The 17,122-nt window shown below is 49.9% G+C and carries 15 protein-coding genes; 7 read left to right on the forward strand and 8 right to left on the reverse strand.

The features are described 5' to 3' along the window. Nucleotides 1-251 precede the first annotated feature (251 nt). From NX722_RS13045 to NX722_RS13055, 3 genes are all read right to left on the reverse strand, one after another. Nucleotides 252-3,083 carry a protein kinase family protein gene (locus NX722_RS13045; RefSeq protein ID WP_262568355.1) on the reverse strand — a complete coding sequence of 944 codons (2,832 nt, stop codon included), beginning with the start codon at nucleotides 3,081-3,083 and terminating at the stop codon, nucleotides 252-254. Nucleotides 3,084-3,183: 100 nt separating this feature from the next. After that, a complete protein-coding gene (locus NX722_RS13050; RefSeq protein ID WP_262568356.1) occupies nucleotides 3,184-4,455 on the reverse strand; it encodes a YihY family inner membrane protein in 1,272 nt (423 codons plus the stop codon). 68 nt (nucleotides 4,456-4,523) lie between these two features. Beyond that, a complete protein-coding gene (locus NX722_RS13055) occupies nucleotides 4,524-5,090 on the reverse strand; it encodes a DUF4136 domain-containing protein (RefSeq protein ID WP_262568357.1) in 567 nt (188 codons plus the stop codon). A 313-nt stretch (nucleotides 5,091-5,403) separates the two neighbouring features. Between NX722_RS13055 and arsC the strand changes: the two genes are divergently transcribed. Further along, nucleotides 5,404-5,751, forward strand: coding sequence for an arsenate reductase (glutaredoxin) (gene arsC / locus NX722_RS13060; RefSeq protein WP_262568358.1), 348 nt, complete (start codon nucleotides 5,404-5,406; stop codon nucleotides 5,749-5,751). Between the two features lie 24 nt (nucleotides 5,752-5,775). After that, nucleotides 5,776-6,159, forward strand: a complete 384-nt coding sequence (locus NX722_RS13065) for a DUF2069 domain-containing protein (protein WP_262568359.1) — start codon at nucleotides 5,776-5,778, stop codon at nucleotides 6,157-6,159. On the opposite strand, the gene NX722_RS13070 is transcribed toward NX722_RS13065, so the two are convergent. The 4 genes from NX722_RS13070 to NX722_RS13085 form a co-directional block, all read right to left on the reverse strand. Next, nucleotides 6,156-8,225, reverse strand: a complete 2,070-nt coding sequence (locus NX722_RS13070) for a DUF748 domain-containing protein (RefSeq protein ID WP_262568360.1) — start codon at nucleotides 8,223-8,225, stop codon at nucleotides 6,156-6,158. The genes NX722_RS13065 and NX722_RS13070 overlap by 4 nt on opposite strands. A gap of 35 nt (nucleotides 8,226-8,260) precedes the next feature. Further along, nucleotides 8,261-8,977 (reverse strand): DnaA regulatory inactivator Hda, encoded by a 717-nt coding sequence (hda, locus tag NX722_RS13075; RefSeq protein WP_407647991.1) that lies wholly within the window; start codon nucleotides 8,975-8,977, stop codon nucleotides 8,261-8,263. 110 nt (nucleotides 8,978-9,087) lie between these two features. Then, nucleotides 9,088-10,167, reverse strand: a complete 1,080-nt coding sequence (locus tag NX722_RS13080) for an AI-2E family transporter (protein WP_262568362.1) — start codon at nucleotides 10,165-10,167, stop codon at nucleotides 9,088-9,090. A 57-nt stretch (nucleotides 10,168-10,224) separates the two neighbouring features. Beyond that, entirely contained in the window at nucleotides 10,225-11,439 is a 1,215-nt protein-coding gene (locus NX722_RS13085; protein WP_262568363.1) for a DUF2066 domain-containing protein, read from the reverse strand. Nucleotides 11,440-11,604: 165 nt separating this feature from the next. On the opposite strand from NX722_RS13085, the gene purM reads away from it, so the two are divergent. From purM to mltC, 5 genes are all read left to right on the forward strand, one after another. Beyond that, the gene (purM, locus tag NX722_RS13090) at nucleotides 11,605-12,690 is read left to right on the forward strand and encodes a phosphoribosylformylglycinamidine cyclo-ligase (RefSeq protein WP_262568364.1); all 1,086 of its coding nucleotides are present in this window, start codon (nucleotides 11,605-11,607) and stop codon (nucleotides 12,688-12,690) included. A gap of 26 nt (nucleotides 12,691-12,716) precedes the next feature. Further along, nucleotides 12,717-13,409, forward strand: coding sequence for a phosphoribosylglycinamide formyltransferase (gene purN / locus NX722_RS13095; RefSeq protein ID WP_262568365.1), 693 nt, complete (start codon nucleotides 12,717-12,719; stop codon nucleotides 13,407-13,409). Beyond that, a complete protein-coding gene (locus NX722_RS13100) occupies nucleotides 13,373-14,167 on the forward strand; it encodes a DUF3108 domain-containing protein (RefSeq protein WP_262568366.1) in 795 nt (264 codons plus the stop codon). The genes purN and NX722_RS13100 overlap by 37 nt, the downstream gene beginning before the upstream one ends. Before the next feature lie 55 nt (nucleotides 14,168-14,222). Beyond that, nucleotides 14,223-14,630 (forward strand): lactoylglutathione lyase, encoded by a 408-nt coding sequence (gene gloA / locus NX722_RS13105; protein ID WP_322740928.1) that lies wholly within the window; start codon nucleotides 14,223-14,225, stop codon nucleotides 14,628-14,630. Nucleotides 14,631-14,768: 138 nt separating this feature from the next. Next, nucleotides 14,769-15,881, forward strand: a complete 1,113-nt coding sequence (mltC, locus tag NX722_RS13110; protein ID WP_262568367.1) for a membrane-bound lytic murein transglycosylase MltC — start codon at nucleotides 14,769-14,771, stop codon at nucleotides 15,879-15,881. 1 nt (nucleotide 15,882) lies between these two features. Here mltC and NX722_RS13115 read toward each other — a convergent pair whose 3' ends face one another. Further along, the gene (locus tag NX722_RS13115; protein WP_262568368.1) at nucleotides 15,883-17,094 is read right to left on the reverse strand and encodes an argininosuccinate synthase; all 1,212 of its coding nucleotides are present in this window, start codon (nucleotides 17,092-17,094) and stop codon (nucleotides 15,883-15,885) included. Between the last annotated feature and the right edge of the window lie 28 nt (nucleotides 17,095-17,122).

The raw sequence follows: 17,122 nt of genomic DNA on the forward strand, positions 1-17,122 counted from the left end.
CGATCATGAGAACGAAAGCCGTGCTGTGATCATACCGGCGAATGGTTGCACTTACAGCAGTCAAAACTACTGATTGCATGTTCGTCTTTTTTGAGCATCAATTACAAAACCCAATGATCTGTCTTTATGACTGCAGGACCCACTGCAGGATCCGGAAAAACAGAAACAGACAGTCGCCTAATAGAGCGCAGGCGAATAACCTTGCCCGAACGATCAGGTTTCTATTAGAGCCACAAGATACACGACACTTATCACTGGGATTCATAACGAACACAGCCAGCACCGCTGTTCGGTCCTGTCTGGTTATGGTTAATATCACAGAAGTCGTAATCATTGGCCTCCGTAGGAGCCTCACGGACTACGCCGTAATAATAATGCCCAGCACCAGCGGACTCTCCATAGGCACCATTTTGTATCAGTGTAATGGTATGGGTGACCTCGGGCGGAGGGGGTACAAACGTCTGACTCTGCGGAAGTTGCAGATAGTAGCTCAGCAACGGAGTCTGTTGCCACAACGTCTGGTCGTATACCTGCATGGCTTCGTCAAGCCCGTTCACATGATGGGGAGCATAAACGTTAACATCAATACCCAGCAGCGGTAACAGAGCCAGGAGCCCCGGCTCGAGCCAGCCATTGGGATCTGTACTGCCATTATCAGGCAGGCTATCCATCTGCCCGGTGCCAATACCTGTCAGGCTGGCAAACTCCATCCTCAGCAATGAGTAAAGCTGGATGGCCTCGTGCCGGGGTAAATCAAACTGCTCAGGGTGATTACGAATCTCATCAAACAGTCGAACCATGCCCCTGAACCGTCGAACCAGTTCCTCACGGATACCCTGGTGCGTTCTCTCACTCCCAGTGACAGCATTAATGGCGCCAGCAATGGCAGCAGGGAGGCAGTTGCCATCCGGCTCAACATACTCAACATCCATTCTGTGCCGGAGTCGTTCACGTATCTGCTGATAGGTATTATCGGTTTTTTTCTTATAGTGTCTGATCAAAACCTGGGCTTCACGACTGGCTTTGAGAAATGGCTGAAAGTAGTCGTGTTCCTGCATCATATTAAGCAGAGTAAAGAACTCTTTAGGTTTTGTCGGATCCATTGCCAGCAGTTCTGCAATGAAATTAAGAACCGGCTCAGGAATGGTTTTCACCTGGTATTTTGACTTCGAGTATTTCCTGGCCCACAGCTTTTTCAGGTTTTTGCTGATAATGCCAGGCTGATGCCCCGCCCCGCGGCTGATTGCGCCGTAAATAACATCCCTGTATTTCATATGTTGTTGAAACTTTTCGTAATTACGGGCCGCCTCCTCTGGTGAATGGTCTTCTTCGATGGGGGCAAAATTACGAACTTCATCAGCCAGGAGGTACTCTCCTGTGGCGATTACAAATAAACTCATGGCCAGTAACTCCCAGTCCATTCCCATTGGGCTGTAGTTTTGGCGGTTATAGAATGCGCTGCTCGTATGCTGGCCGAGCATAATTGCTGTGCCGACAATGGATGTAGTCATATCATTCGGCGTCTGCATTTCGCGCATACAGCCCAGGTCAGTCAGGTGTGCACGAAAAGTTTTTTTTTCTTTATCATAAGACACCAGGTAATTAGAGGGCTTAATGTCCCTGTGTGTTACCTGCTGAGCGTGAGCCAGGGCGACAGAAAAAACCACTTCACTGATAATAGTTTGCAGGTTCTCCTGGACTTCGGGGAAACGGGTATCGATCAAATCTTGCAGATCCCCTTCAGGGTAGAGTTTCATGACCTGATATATAGTGCGTCCGTCTGACCACTGGGACTCAGGCTTAACAATGTATTCGCTGTTCAGTTTGTTGTGATCCAGAATCGACTGTAACCGGGCAATGGACTTCAGGCTGCCTCCCGCGAAAAGGTTGATCTCCTTCATCGCCCATTCGTTACCCTGGTCGTCTATTACCTTAACAACCGCTCCCTCTCCTCCTTTACCCAGAAACCCCCGGTCAATTCGCTGATAACGCCTGCCAGTGCGTGGATTCTTATAATCCCACCTGCGGTCCACGCTGGCTGCTAACTCGCTGACCAGGTCTTCATCCTCTACGATTCTTTCAACGCCTTCCTGAACTTGATCGAGAGAGCCGGATAAAAGCGCCAGAATCTGATTCCCCTGCTGCTGGGAGACGTTCCCAAGATAAGGCAGTAAGTGTCCCCAGGCAGCTACTCGCCTGTCACCCGAGCCAGAAACAGAACTGACTCTCTGTAACAAAACAGCCAGGCTCACTGCAGGATTTTCAGACAGTACAATCTGTTTCAGTTCTTTGTGACACTTAATAAGAGCCATCAATACCGTCAGGGCACTTTGTCGGAAACCGTCTTCATACAACAGGTGTTGAAATAAATATTCACCAACACCGGCAAAATCCGTGCGTGCCATGTAACGCGTGTGCAGTTCCAGCAATAGCATCTGCTGCGGTGGCGCAACGCCATTTAAATAGTTCTGCAAACGGCTGTCGGGAGTCTGCGATGACGCCAGACGCCGAACCGTCAACCTGTTCTCATTAAGGCCTGCCATATAGAGTTCGGAAGCAGAAACACTTCCGGTATTATTCACGTGAAGAATCGCGATGCCCTGACTCCCCGACGAACCAGAGTGGGAGGACCCTTCCCCTCCTAACCAGGCCAGCTGTACGTTCAGCCTCCGTATATAGCTGTTTTCCAGTAAGAACTGTAAAGGCTCTCTGTCGCTATTTATTCTGGAGACGGCGAGGCAGACAGGTACAGGTCTGTTGGTAAAACCGATACGTACGTTGGCACTGTTTTCGCTCACCCTGGGAAGAACAGTGTAACCATCCCCGGATAGCCCGGTATCAAGGTTCAATTCAGAAAGGATACGAAATGGAGCATTAAAAAACAGAGTAATGCTGACCTGGTCCAGAGCCGTTAAGCCGGCGTTACTTCGGGTGGGTAAAAAGCAAATCAGCTGCTGGGGATCATCCTGCTGATTTTTCCCCAGGTAGCCACCGAACACCAGGTCATTTAACGTCAGCAGGGATAAAATAATGAATACAAGCCGGTATTGAGTCTTGCTCCAGCCTAAACATCTCATCGTCATTTGTTAGTATCACAGCCATGTCTGGGCTTCTAACTATAGTTTATCTCCAGCGAATGGCTTTATTTGACAGGTGGCTGGCTGTTGACAGCCCAGCCTGACCTTACGTTTGTTCAGGTTTATTATCGTAAGAACTGCACTGGTAAAGCTCATCAAGATTAATAGCAAGCGCAGCTGCCCTGATTTCATTCACATGCAGGAGCCGGTCAATCAATCCTGAAAACCACTGCGGACGCCCCTCCCGGGTGATGCTCGCCAGAGCGCGAGCATCAGGCATGGGCCAGGGCTGTTGCTGACAGAACGAAGCAAGCTGCATCTGTCGTAAATCCTGCACCAGCACCAGTTCCCCCTGATGACTTTTACAGATTACCCCCTGCTCCTGCAACAGAACGATATAGCGTTCCCAGTCTTCCAGGGAGAGAGGCCACTCATTCTGGAACAGTTTATAGCTGACCGTTTTACCCTGACAAAACTGTTTCCGGAACATGGACAACATTACCAGAAGCCCCAGCAGGGGCGGCCAGTGTTCATCCTTTTGCTGGCCTACCGACATCGTCAGGTTACGCACCATGACTGCACCGAACAGAACAAGGTTCCAGCTCAGGTAAATCCAGACCAGAAAAACAGGAACCGCAGCAAAGGCGCCATACACCAGTTCATACGTCGGCGTCTGAGCAATAAATTGTGCAAATACACCTTTGGCAACTTCAAGCACCGTAGCGATGACCACCGCTCCTGTTAAAGCATACCGAAAAGGTACCTTGCGGTTAGGCACCGCCGCATAGAGCAGAGTTAACACCATGGTACTGAGCAACACCGGCATCAATCGCAACAACGCAGATTCTGCACCGAAAAAAGCCGTCGTATCAGAAATAAATTTCAGCGAAGCCAGATAAGACGTCAGAACAAAACCCAGACCAATCAAAAAAGGGCCAAGGCTCAAAATAGCCCAATACAGCAAAAAGCCGGAAACACCACGACGTACCTTGTCCACCTGCCAGACTTTATTAATGGCTTTGTCTACCGTTTTCAGCATCATAAAGGCAGTCACAATCAAAAACACTACACCGACCGCAGTCAGTTTGCGCGCCTGCTGGGAAAAACTGACCAGATACGTTTTTACGGTTTCACCCGCCGTTGGTACAAAATTATGGAAGATAAAAGACTGTACCGTTTCGCCAATACCCTGAAAGCTGGGAATAGCAGACAGCAGGCTGTAAGTCACGGTCATCAAAGGCACCACGGCAAAAAGCGTGGTATAGGTAAGGGCAGCCGCACTGTCCATGCAGCCGTTCTGAACAAATCGTTCAACCGTGGACTTAATAAACAACAACAGTTGTTTGATGGAACGCAGGGAAATATCGGGCCTGACCATGAGCTGCTCCTCAGCACATAAGGAGAAAAGGTAATTGTCTACCTCTACTCCTTTATTCAGTCAGGATATCAGCTACCGGAGGCTGGCGGAAAGCCTTTAAGGATCGCATCGACTGCATTATTAATCTGCTGAGTGCGTTTTTCCGGTGTCGAAAGGTCAGGAATTCGAGCCTGGGAGCGTCCACGCCAGACCAGCTCTTTACTGGCAGGGTCAATAAAATCGACCATCAGCGAACCTTCCTCGTAATCTCTCACACGAGTTTCTGACTGCAACCCCACCCCCCAGCTGTTAATGCCGTATCCCAGCGAGGTAGAAACATGGTTCTCTTCCCGGCGGGTTTTGGTTTTAGTGAGATAATTGACCAGAAAATCCGCGTCAGACTCATCCACCAGCCTGAAACCTTTGGCTTGCAGATCACGGTTCACGGCAGCACGCACCCTGCGATCCTGCAGGCCATCCAGATGATAAGCCGACGACTGATCTTTATCGACCGTCAGCCAGGCATAGTTTTTCCAGCTACTCATCTGCTGCTGAACCCTGGCCGATGTATCATAATCCCAGTCAACTCTCTGGCTGGCACAGCCCGCCAGTAATAAGACAAAACACCCTAATAACCAATGCCTGCTGCTTAACATAGTGATTTCCTATTCTGTTTGTGACCGAAGCAGAAGCATATTCCGTCTTATAAGTACTCTCCAGTTCAAGGGTGACAAATTACATAACATTTGCTCAGTAAAGAGCGTCTTAAGGGGAGTAGCAACGTAGAACATCCCAACGTCATCCCCGCGCAGGCGGGGATCCACTGGTCGTGGTGGATTCCCACCTTCGTGGGAATGACGGAATTACGGAAGTTATTTTGGGACTATGCCTTAAACGGTTGTGCAGAACCACAATCGGGTTTAGCATCTTTGCCTGAACAAGAAAAAGAGCACAAACGAGGAAACCTGTATGGCTGTCACCCTCTATCACAACCCACGCTGTTCAAAATCCCGGCAAACACTGGCACTGCTGGAAGAACAGGGCATCAATCCGGACATCATTCTGTATCTGGAAACGCCTCCTGACGAAGCTACCCTGAAAATACTGTTAAAACAGCTGGGTCTGACAGCCAGAGAACTGCTGCGAAAAGGGGAACAGGAGTACAAAGATAATAATCTGAAGAACCCGCAGCTGAATGACAAAGAGCTGATTCAGGCAATGCTGAAGCACCCCAGGCTCATTGAGCGCCCGATTGTTGTCAATAAAGGGCAGGCGCGAATTGGCAGACCACCGGAGTCTGTTCTGGAAATCCTTTGAATAAACCCTGTGAATAACCAGACAATGATAAAAAAAGCAGCCTTCATTTACTCCTTAACCATGGGCTTATACGTCAGTCTGGCGCTGGCACTGCTGGCAGAAACCTGGTGGCTGAATCCACCACCGGGTTCCAGGCTGGTCATCACCGCTATTCAGCTGATTCCTCTGACTCTGCCCCTGTACGGGCTGTTAAAACGCAATCCAAGATCGGCTGCATGGCTGTGCTTTATTCTGTGTTTTTACTTTATCAGTGGAGTTTTATCGGTTTCAGCCCAGCCCGGGTCGTTTCATGGCTGGCTGACAGCAGGCATCAGCTGTCTTCTTTTTAGCGTGTCTCTGTTGTTTATCCGCTGGCAGAGCCAATTAATAAAAAGTCAGCTAATGAAAGTCAACCAGGAGACAGGTTAATAACGAAGTTTGAAGTACATCCGGGCCTGCTCATCCACCACCTCAGCAGGCTCAATATGCAGGCGTTTGCTGTCTACCCCAGCGTCAAGCAGGCAATTCTTAATCGTTTCCGCACGCCCCTCAGCCAGATTCTGTAAACTTTCAGGCTTGAGCGGCCAGTGATTCACCAGCCAGCTTTCCGCTCTGGCAACTCGATGTTGTTGTGTCTCCTCACTTATTTCCGGAAGGCGGCGATTATGAATACGCAAATACATCTGTTCAATCAACTGCTCCCGGGTTTGCAAAGGAATTCCGGCAACATTTTCTGACTCTTTTTTAAGCAGGCCAGAATACAGTTCCAGCAGGTCTGCATCCAGCTCAGCCCTGGCCAGACCTGCCTTATCGGCCTTTCTGGAAGCAAGCCCCTGAAACGATAAATCAAGGGCAGGTCTGCGACTCAATACATTGGTCCATTGACGAACCGTTTGTTCAGATTCACTACACAACAGGGCTCGCCCCGGTATGTAATCAATCGCTTCAACCAGAGGCTGCTGACTGCCTGAAAGTCGACCCAGGTACTGTAAAGGTTCATCCGTCACACGTTTGAGACTGACCTTTATACTGTCCTGTAACAGGTTCACCAATGCAGAAGACAAGGGCTCTTCAGATAACTTACGCTCCGCAACGGGTACAATAATTCGTCCTTTATCGTCTGTCATAGCAGCCCGAATAAACGACAGGTTCCAGTCTGTTGCTGAATCATTGTCGGGTCGTGCTTCAAACCGGGTAAACGTCAGTCGCCCCTTCGCATGTCGTTCATCTGCTCCCCAGGATAACTGCATAACGGCATTCATCGTACTGTCTGCCAGATCATAGCCAGCCACAACCCGTTTCTGTTTTGAAACACTGCCAAGGTCGACGTCTCTCAGATCAATCCGGGCTTTACCATGTCCATCAGCTTGAAGCTCTGCGTCAACAGCAACAGGCAGCGTCTGCAAAGCGTAAGCCGTTCCTTTTAAAGTCAGTGCCGACTCACCATTGCTGACAAGCTGCCCGTCCAGGTTACCCAGCTCCGGTTTTCCCTGACCGCTTTGCCATTGGTCCGGACGGGTAAATAGATTCAGCCGCCTGAGTTCCAGCTCGGAAAACGCCTTCAGCTGCTCTGGCAACAATGCCAGCGCCTGCTCACTCAGAAGTACATCTGCACCATTCAGAGAGCCTTTAACCACCGATACCTGACCATCGGACAGGGAAAAACCCAGCAGTTCAAGCTCGTCCCAGCGAAATTTCTGGTCTTCTGCAAAGCTCACAACTCCCTGCTGAAGCATCAGGCTCCCTTCCAGACTGACACTGTGCCGGGGCGACCAGAAAAAACCCTGGTTAGCACTGACTGTCACCTGTTCCCAGCGATCAAACGGGCTGTCAGGGAACGCTGTCTGAATCGTAGCCAGCGGCACACTCCGGACATCAAACTCACCATTAAGCTCACCACGGTTCAGGTCGAACTGCCCCTGGAATGTCCAGTCACCCTTCTCTGGTAAACCATCAACCGTCAGTCTCAATTCACCACTGTCGCCGGCCTGAATCTGCATGGACTGATAGGCCAGAGAAGCCGCCAGAGGTTGCTCTCCGCTGCGAGACAGAAACAAACCGCCCTTGCCCAGTTCAAAATACTTTACGACGTTTGTCATATATTCCTGAAGCGGTGAAGATTCAGCAGCGTCGGGGCTGCCCAGAAGATCCAGGTCAACATTAACAAAAGGGCTTTGAAAATAGAGGCGGGATAGTTGCAGGGCATCAGACGAAGCGAGTTTTGACAGGGGAATACGCATGCGTACTTCATCGGCACTGACCGTTAGTCCCGGCAGCAGATACAGGTCGGAATCTTTAAAAATCAGTTCTCCGCTGAACAGGGAGTAATCTACCCGCACCGGCAGAATTTCAATACCGGATTCCTGCGACAGTCTTTCCAGAAAGTGCCGGGCCAGTCGTTCGGGTAAAAGGAAGTAACCTGACAAAAGAGTCAGGAAAATAAGCAGTCCAGCTATGACACTGACAAACCAACGTGACTGCGACCGGCTTTGCATAAATACTCTCTGGTTACGCAGGATTAAGTTGTTAACTACCAGCTCATAACCTGTTTCACAAAAGGGATGGTCAGCTTTCTTTTAGCTCTTAATGACGCACTGTCGAGCTTCTGAAGAATCCTGAATAAGTGTCCCATATCGCGGTTGCTGCGATAGATAATGAAACGGGCAACGTCTTCATTCATGTCCAGCCCCCGCAGATGAGCGCGCAGCTGCAAGGCGGCCACCTTTTCTTTATCGGTCAGTGGCTGAACCTGAAACACCACCCCCCAGCTGAGCCGGGAAACCAGGTCTGGCAACTCAATTTTCAGGGCTTTGGGAGGACAGTCAGCCGCCACCAGCAAACGGGTGTTGGCATCACGCAGACGGTTGAAAAGGTCGAACAGGGCTTCTTCCCATTCAGGAATGCCTGCTGCCGCATTGATATCATCAATACAGACCAGCTGCAGACTCTCCATCCCTTCCAGAAGCTTTGAAGGATAGTGCACCAGTTCATTCATTGGCAGATAAATACTGCGTCCCTGGCGACTATCGACTTGATGGCAGGCAGCCTGCAGCAAATGACTGCAACCCACACCACTGGAACCATACAGATAGATAAACTGCTCATTTTCTATGCCGGGGACCTGTCGATCATTATCCAGCATATTAACCAATGCAGCATTCTGTCCGCTGAAAAAGTTAGCGAATGTGGCATCGTCCCTTAACTGGACGCTGAGCGGCAATTGAACAGGCAGACTCATATACGACATCAGGCAATGGATTGATAATATTTCACAGGCACTGCCCTACGCGTAAACAACGCTACAGCCCCTGACTTTTCTGGCACCGGTGTTAGGTATTCTGTTACACCTTTCATGGCTCACTCCTCAGGTTTATCACCAGGCTCGCCCGCATGATAAAGGTCACTTGCCTTGTAGTTCCGATGCAGATGACGCAAGAGTACCATAATAATTGCAGCAAGTGGCAGTGCAATCAGCATGCCAATGAAACCAAACAACTGCCCACCTGCCATTAAGGCAAAAATAACAGCCACCGGGTGCAAACCAATTTTATCCCCAACAAGCCATGGTGTAAGGACATAACCTTCCAGCATCTGTCCCACTGTAAAGACAGCCGTCACAGCCAGCAAAGCCCAGTATTGGTCAAACTGGAACAGTGCAACAATGATCGCCGTGGCAAAACCGACAAAAAAACCCATATAGGGAATAATGCTCGCCAGCCCTGCCAACAGACCAATCAGCATAGCGAACTGCAGCCCGATCAGCCACAAGCCAGCGCCATAAATTACACCGAGCGCCAACATAACCATTAATTGCCCTTTAAGAAAGGCTCCCAGCACTTCATCGCACTCTTTTGACAGGGTAACGATCTCTGCTTCCATATTCAGGGGCATGATCAGGCGCAGGTGCAGCATCATTTCGTTCCAGTCCCTGAGCAGATAAAACGTCACCACCGGAACCAGAAACAGATTAACGACAAAACCAGCTATCGCCAGCCCTGAAGACGTTACCTTACGGCTCAGGTCTGCAATAATGCCACCGGTTTGCTGCCACTCGGTCGCCAACTGCTTAACCACCACGCTCAGGTCAAACCATTCAGGGTCCACCTCAATATACGTCAACAGCTCTGGCACGACATTGTTGCGTACCCAGGCTTCCCAGACCGGCAGCAGTTGTATCACGGTTTTAATCTGGTGGAACAGTGCCGGAACCAGCACCAGCAACAACACCAGACCGGCTATAAACAGGGCAAGAAACACCACCGTCACCGACAGCGAGCGACTCATGCCCATTTTTTCCAGCCTGTCAGCCACAGGGTCACCCAGATAGGCCAGCACCAGGCTGACCACAAAAGGCGCAAGAATAGGGCTTAAAAAATGAATAACTACCCCAGTGGCCAGAGCCACGCCTGCCAGCATCCAGCGTTGTCTTATGGTCATACCCGTTCCTGCATTATTGTTCTTATTTACCATGACAATGCAGCTCTCTCTGGCTGTTTATCGACCACGCCAGCGATAGTGCAGATAGCCTTCACCATTACCAGCAACCGACTGCCCGTCTGGCTCAACCTTTTGCAACCGGCGTTCCAGGGCAATAGAGTCTGACAGTTGTTCAACAGTACCATCAATGGTCAGTTCCAGCTCCAGCTGATCTCCGGACACCCGCTTTACCATGACATTTCGTACTGCCGTCAAACCTTCTACATACGCGATGGCACCCGCATAGGCTCTGGTGGTACCAGTGCCATCAATACGCAGAATGGGGTTCTCACTGTGACCTGCCGTCACTGCATAATGCCTGGACAATGTGTTACCCACCAGATCTGCCATAGCGAGCGCAACACCTTTGGCGCTCAGGTCTTCAATGCTGGCATCAAACCGCTGGTTTCGAAACAGAAGAATCAGTCGACCGTTGTACCGTTCACCCTTGTCCGTTTCACTGACCGAGAGGCGACCACCAAGAATTGATTCGGAGCCGTAACGCGTTGACGCTTCTGTTAACTTGCTGGAAAACAGCCCCCAGACATCGACAGCACTGATGGCCAGATTGTCTTCAAAATCCATGACCGGAAAGATCAGCGGTAAAGCTCTCTGATCGAACACCTGATTAATGTTTTCGGATAGACTGGTTGGCCTGCCGCTGCTTTGAATCTGTCGGTGCCCGGCCTCATCAACTGCCAGCCACATCAGGGTGGTCGACCGGTTCTCTCCCCAGATACCCAGACCATTGTCGCGGAGCAGGCGGGTTATCGCCTTGTCATCAAACCGGGTCACCAGCATCAGCTGCCGCTGCCCGTCCACTTCTTCCCGGCGATAGCTGTATCCCTGCAGGTAGCTGGTCGCCTTCTGCAAAGCACTTTTAATTGCGGGATCAGACAGTGTCTGCCGCTGCCCTGTGACCTTGACCAGTACTTCCGACATCGCCCTGGACGTTGCCCGGCTGCGGTCATTACTGCCCTGACCGGACACAGGCACTTCTATCTGATAAAGGTCATTGATCTGGGATGCCTGAGATGGCTGAGACAACAGTAACAGCAACGAGCAGGCCAATAACAGCAACACCTGCAGCGGCAGCCATAACACCGGGGTTCCCGAAAATTTCAAACTTTTTGCTTTTGCCACGCTACTTTCTGCTTTCGTCACGCTACTTTCTGCTTTCGTCACGCTACTTTCTGCTTTCGCCACAATACAAGCCATGACAGCTAACGACATGCCTGAAACCTTGAAAATTAATCAAAAAATAGATTTTGCCATAAGTACCCAGCACACAACAGGTAAAAACTCGCATCATCGCCAAGCTTTACGCTAGAATGCGCGCTCTGATCATTGACCCTCGACATAGTTCGACACAAATAACTAGGTGCGGAACCACCTCTTATGAGTAAAATCGACAGCGATTCTTCCAAAGACTCTCTTAGCTCTTCTCTTAGCTCCTCTCTTAGCTCTTCTCTTAGCTACAAAGATGCTGGGGTAGACATCAGTGCAGGCAACACACTGGTTGAACGTATCAAGCATGTAGCAAAAGCCACCAGGCGCCCTGAAGTCATGGGCGGACTGGGCGGTTTCGGAGCCCTGTGCCAGATCCCGGCAGGTTATAAGGAGCCCATCCTGGTCTCCGGAACCGATGGTGTAGGCACTAAACTGAAACTGGCCATGGACCTGAACAGGCATGACACTATCGGAATCGATCTGGTGGCCATGTGCGTCAATGACCTGCTGGTATGTGGTGCTGAACCTCTGTTTTTCCTCGACTATTACGCAACAGGCAAGCTGAACGTCGATGTAGCAGAACAGGTCGTCACCGGTATCGGCAAAGGCTGTGAACAGTCTGCCTGCGCCCTGATTGGCGGTGAAACCGCAGAAATGCCCGGCATGTACCAGGGTGAAGATTACGACCTGGCCGGTTTCTGTGTCGGCATTGTGGAAAAAGAAGACATCATCGATGGAACCAGGGTATCTGCCGATGATGCTCTCATCGGACTGAAATCCAGCGGCCCACACTCCAATGGTTACTCCCTGATCCGTAAAGTTCTGGAAGTGACTGACGCTGACCTGACTCAGGAGGTTGACGGCAAACCTCTGGCTGATGCACTGCTGGCTCCTACCCGTATTTACGTCAAATCACTGTTACAACTGTGCCGGGAAATGCCGGTGCATGCCATGGCACACATTACCGGTGGCGGATTAACTGAAAACCTGCCACGGGTGATTCCAGAAGGTTGCCGCGCGGTTATTGACACCAGCAGCTGGGACATTCCACAGGTATTTCGCTTCCTGCAGGAAGGAGGCAACATCGCCCAGTCTGAAATGTACCTGACCTTCAACTGCGGTGTTGGCATGGTGATCTGTGTGCCTGCTGAGCAGGCGGAACAGGCTGTGAATCGATTAAACGAACTGGGCGAAGACGCCTTTGTCATCGGTCATATGGAAGCCGGTGAAGGCGACCAGGTTGTTTACCGATAAGCGTCATTACAGAAAGAGCCACACTCATGAGTCGCAAACGTGTAGTTGTCCTGTTATCCGGTAATGGCAGCACCCTTCAGGCGTTGATCGATCAGCAGCCTGACTCTCATTACGACATTGTTGGAGTGTTCAGCAATCGCCCCGGCGTTTTCGGACTGCAACGGGCAGCCAGGGCCAACATTCCGCACTGCACCATCAACCATCAGGACTTTTCTGATCGAGGCACATTTGATCAGCACATGCTTCAGTCTATTGATCAACTCAATCCTGATTATGTCGTTCTTGCAGGTTATATGCGCATTCTGTCCAGTGACTTTATCCGGCACTTTTCAGGCAGGCTGATCAACATTCATCCATCATTACTGCCAAAACATAAAGGGCTGAACACTTACCAAAACGCTCTGGCACTGGGCGACAGGGAACACGGAACCACTGTACATTTTGTAACGGATGAACTCGACAGTGGTGCCATAATCCTTCAGGCATCACTGCCTGTTCATCCTGTGGATACCGTCCAAACCCTTGAACAACGGGTGAAAGCCATGGAGCAGAAAATCTACCCGCTGGCTGTAGACTGCCTTTGCTCTGGCCGACTCATCGGCAAGGACAGTGTGGTATGGCTTGACAACCACCCCCTACCCAAACAAGGATATTTATTGCAGGAAAAAAATCTGGACCAACAATGCCAAAGATTATCAATCAAACCTTCAAGAGCCTGACCCTTATTGGCTCTTTACTGATGACGGCAGTACCTTTTACCTTTGCTGCCTCCGAACCTCAGGCTGGCTTTTCCGCTGGCAAAGCGACAGTTACAGCAACAAAGCCGTCAACTCAAACCCGACAACCGAAGCCGTTTACTGCCCATTACAGTACCCGTTATAGTGGTTTCAGCGCCAGGGGGGCTCGTTCTCTGAGCAAAAATGGCGAAGAGTGGACACTGGAATTCAGCGCTGATGCCAGCGTCGTCAGCCTGACAGAAATAACCCGCTTTACCATAAACAAGGATCGGGTAAAGCCGGTGTTTTATCGCTATAAACGTGGCGGACTGTTTGGCAGCAAACCTGAAGAGGCACACTTTGACTGGCAGAAGATGCAGGCAAAATGGAACCACGAAGACCAGCCTGTGACGTTTCCTGTCAATGCTCAGGACAGGCTTTCCTATCAATATCAGTTAGGGCTTGACCTTGCAGCCGGAAAAACCGATTTACATTACCCCATTGTTGATGATGACGAAGTCTACGAACGGGAGTTCATCATTGAAGGTGAAGAAGTACTGGAAACAGAAGCTGGTAAACTGAACACCGTGCGAGTCAAAATCAAACGGGATAACAATAAACGTCAGACATGGATCTGGTTTGCCAAAGACTGGGATTACGTTCTGGTCAAATTCCTGCAAAAAGATGATTCAGAATACCTGATAGAGTTTGCTGAAGGCGAAGTAGACGGTCAAAAGATTACTGGCCTGAAAGCCTCTTAAACTCTTAAACTCTTAAACTTTTCCTCTTTTCTCACAAACAGAACTGGAGTACCTTGTGCGAGTTCTACACACAATGCTGCGTGTTGGTGACCTGGATCGTGCCATTACTTTTTACACCGATGTACTGGGTATGAAGCTGCTGCGAAAGCATGACAACGAAAAGTACCAATATACCCTGGCTTTTGTTGGCTATGCCGATGAATCTGAACAGGCCGTTATTGAGCTGACTTACAACTGGGGAACCGACAGCTACGATCAGGGCACAGCCTTTGGTCATATCGCCATTGGTGTTGATGATATCTACGCCACCTGCGACACCATTCGGGCCAACAACGGTAATATTACCCGTGAGCCCGGTCCGGTTCTGGGTGGCAGCACTGAAATAGCTTTTGTCACAGACCCGGATGGTTATAAAATCGAACTGATCCAGATGAAAGGTGCAACCAAAGGCTTGAAAGGCTGAGTACTTTTCACAAAATAACCTATCACGAAGGAAGCGACGGCAGTGTTTGTTAACATAGTTGCCGCTTCCTTCTTTTTGTTTATTTATCTATTAATTTAACTATTAATTTAACTATTAATTTAACTACTAATAAGCCAGATGCCTCACTGTCGTTTACTTGTCGTTCTGCTCTTAATTCTTAGTTTTTTGTCTGGCTGCTCCAGTGATGTGGATAAAGTCATTGTCAGGGAAATAGCCGCCAAAGACCCCTGGGCCAGTACGCTCATAAATATTGAAAAAGACGTCATCGCCTTTGAGGCACTGGTCAGAATACTGTCCCGTGAAGCTCGGGTGAACTGGGGTGATGAAAAACAGGCGAGTAATAACGAGTATGTGAAGTACACCAATAACTACCGAACCCGGGTTATTGTTAACTTTGAAACCGGGAAGATACACGTAGAAACCCTTGACCACAAAGATTTGCGCCAGGCCATTATTGTTACCCTTCTCACGCCTTACGACCCGGATAAGGTCGACCTGTTCAGCGATAAAGCCATTGAGCTGGGTGAAGAACCCATGCTCTACGGGCAGGTGCTGGATCATGAAAAGAAGCCCATTCGCTGGGAGTGGCGTGCTGGCAAGTTTGCTGACTACCTGACTGCCAACCGGCAAACCACCCGCCGCAGTAAAAAGGGGACGGTTTACTCAGTTGATATTGACCTGATTAAAAATCATATTGAAAAACGACAGTATCAATACGCCAGCATCGTACGACAGCATTCCCGTAAATATAACGTTAAGGAAAGCCTGATCTATGCAGTGATGCGAACAGAAAGCTCCTTTAACCCTTATGCGGTCAGCCCATCCAACGCTTACGGACTGATGCAGATCATTCCTGCCACCGCCGGGCGAGACGTATTCCAACGCTTGAAAAAACGAAATGACCAGCCGACCAAGGCTTACCTGTTTCAGCCTTTTAACAATGTCGATACAGGCACGGCTTACTTACACCTGCTCCAGAACCATTACCTGAAGAAGGTACAGAACCCTCTGTCAAAACATTATGCTGTGATTTCCGCATACAATGGCGGTACAGGCAATGTATTAAAAACCTTCCATTCGGATCGTGGCAAAGCCATGGATATTCTGAACAGTATGCGGCCAGAACAGGTGTACTGGGCGTTAACCCAGCGCCACCCTCGTGAAGAGTCAAGGAATTACCTGAAGAAGGTGACGACGGCTCAAAAAGATTTTTACAAAGGCGACGTTTGACTTATAAATTGCGCCCTTTGTCTGCCGCAATCCGCAGCCTCAGGGCGTTTAACTTGATAAACCCTTCCGCGTCCCCCTGGTTGTAAGCACCTGCATCCTCTTCAAAAGTCGCTACAGCCTCATCAAACAGGGTGTCGTCGGACTGACGACCAACAACAATGATATTGCCTTTATAGAGTTTTACCCGAACAATGCCGTTTACATGCTGCTGGCTCTCATCAATCATTTTCTGCAACATTTCACGTTCTGGTGACCACCAGTAACCGTTGTAGATCAACTTGGCGTAACGGGGCATCAGCTCGTCTTTCAGGTGCGCCACTTCACGATCCAGTGTGATGGATTCAATCGCCCGGTGTGCCTTGAGCATAATGGAACCACCCGGTGTTTCATAACAACCCCGGGACTTCATGCCCACATAACGGTTCTCAACAATATCCAGACGTCCAACACCATTCTCACCCCCGACCTTATTCAGATATTCCAGAACCGTCGCAGGTGTCATGGTTTCACCGTTAATGGCTACGATATCGCCTTTCTCATAAGTGAGATCAAGGTAAGTCGCTTTATCCGGAGCCTGTTCAGGCGACACCGTCCAGCGCCACATGTCGTCTTCCGCCTCGGTCCAGGGATTTTCCAGAATGCCGCCTTCATAGGAAATATGCAGCAGGTTGGCATCCATTGAATAAGGCGACTTACCCTTTTTCCGCTCAACCTCAATGCCGTGCTGATCACAATAGTTCAGCAGTTTTTCCCGGGAATTGAGATCCCACTCACGCCAGGGGGCAATAACCTGCACACCGGGCTTCAGGGCGTAGGCACCCAACTCAAAACGCACCTGATCATTACCTTTGCCGGTCGCACCATGAGAGATCGCATCCGCACCGGTTTCATTGGCAATTTCAATCAGGCGTTTGGAAATCAGCGGACGGGCAATGGAGGTTCCCAGCAGGTACTCGCTTTCATAAACCGTATTCGCCCGAAACATGGGGAACACAAAGTCACGAACAAACTCTTCCCGCAGGTCCTCAATATAAATTTCTTTAATACCAAGAGCTTGAGCCTTGACGCGGGCAGGCTCCACTTCCTCGCCCTGCCCAAGGTCGGCGGTAAAGGTAACCACCTCGCATTCGTAAGTATCTTCAAGCCATTTCGCAATGACCGACGTATCCAGCCCTCCTGAATAGGCCAATACCACTTTTTTTATCGCTTTCATTGAGCACTCCCGATTCCCGATTGGATAG

The organism is Endozoicomonas gorgoniicola (assembly GCF_025562715.2).
GTDB lineage: Bacteria > Pseudomonadota > Gammaproteobacteria > Pseudomonadales > Endozoicomonadaceae > Endozoicomonas_A > Endozoicomonas_A gorgoniicola.

Excerpts from the sequence above, each read along its gene's own strand:
- NX722_RS13045 (WP_262568355.1), bottom strand. The coding sequence starts at position 3,083 with ATGACGATGAGATGTTTAGGCTGGAGCAAGACTCAATACCGGCTTGTA.
- NX722_RS13050 (WP_262568356.1), bottom strand. The coding sequence starts at position 4,455 with ATGGTCAGGCCCGATATTTCCCTGCGTTCCATCAAACAACTGTTGTTG.
- NX722_RS13055 (WP_262568357.1), bottom strand. The coding sequence starts at position 5,090 with ATGTTAAGCAGCAGGCATTGGTTATTAGGGTGTTTTGTCTTATTACTG.
- arsC (WP_262568358.1), top strand. The coding sequence starts at position 5,404 with ATGGCTGTCACCCTCTATCACAACCCACGCTGTTCAAAATCCCGGCAA.
- NX722_RS13065 (WP_262568359.1), top strand. The coding sequence starts at position 5,776 with ATGATAAAAAAAGCAGCCTTCATTTACTCCTTAACCATGGGCTTATAC.
- NX722_RS13070 (WP_262568360.1), bottom strand. The coding sequence starts at position 8,225 with ATGCAAAGCCGGTCGCAGTCACGTTGGTTTGTCAGTGTCATAGCTGGA.
- hda (WP_407647991.1), bottom strand. The coding sequence starts at position 8,977 with ATGTCGTATATGAGTCTGCCTGTTCAATTGCCGCTCAGCGTCCAGTTA.
- NX722_RS13080 (WP_262568362.1), bottom strand. The coding sequence starts at position 10,167 with ATGACCATAAGACAACGCTGGATGCTGGCAGGCGTGGCTCTGGCCACT.
- NX722_RS13085 (WP_262568363.1), bottom strand. The coding sequence starts at position 11,439 with ATGTCGTTAGCTGTCATGGCTTGTATTGTGGCGAAAGCAGAAAGTAGC.
- purM (WP_262568364.1), top strand. The coding sequence starts at position 11,605 with ATGAGTAAAATCGACAGCGATTCTTCCAAAGACTCTCTTAGCTCTTCT.
- purN (WP_262568365.1), top strand. The coding sequence starts at position 12,717 with ATGAGTCGCAAACGTGTAGTTGTCCTGTTATCCGGTAATGGCAGCACC.
- NX722_RS13100 (WP_262568366.1), top strand. The coding sequence starts at position 13,373 with ATGCCAAAGATTATCAATCAAACCTTCAAGAGCCTGACCCTTATTGGC.
- mltC (WP_262568367.1), top strand. The coding sequence starts at position 14,769 with ATGCCTCACTGTCGTTTACTTGTCGTTCTGCTCTTAATTCTTAGTTTT.
- NX722_RS13115 (WP_262568368.1), bottom strand. The coding sequence starts at position 17,094 with ATGAAAGCGATAAAAAAAGTGGTATTGGCCTATTCAGGAGGGCTGGAT.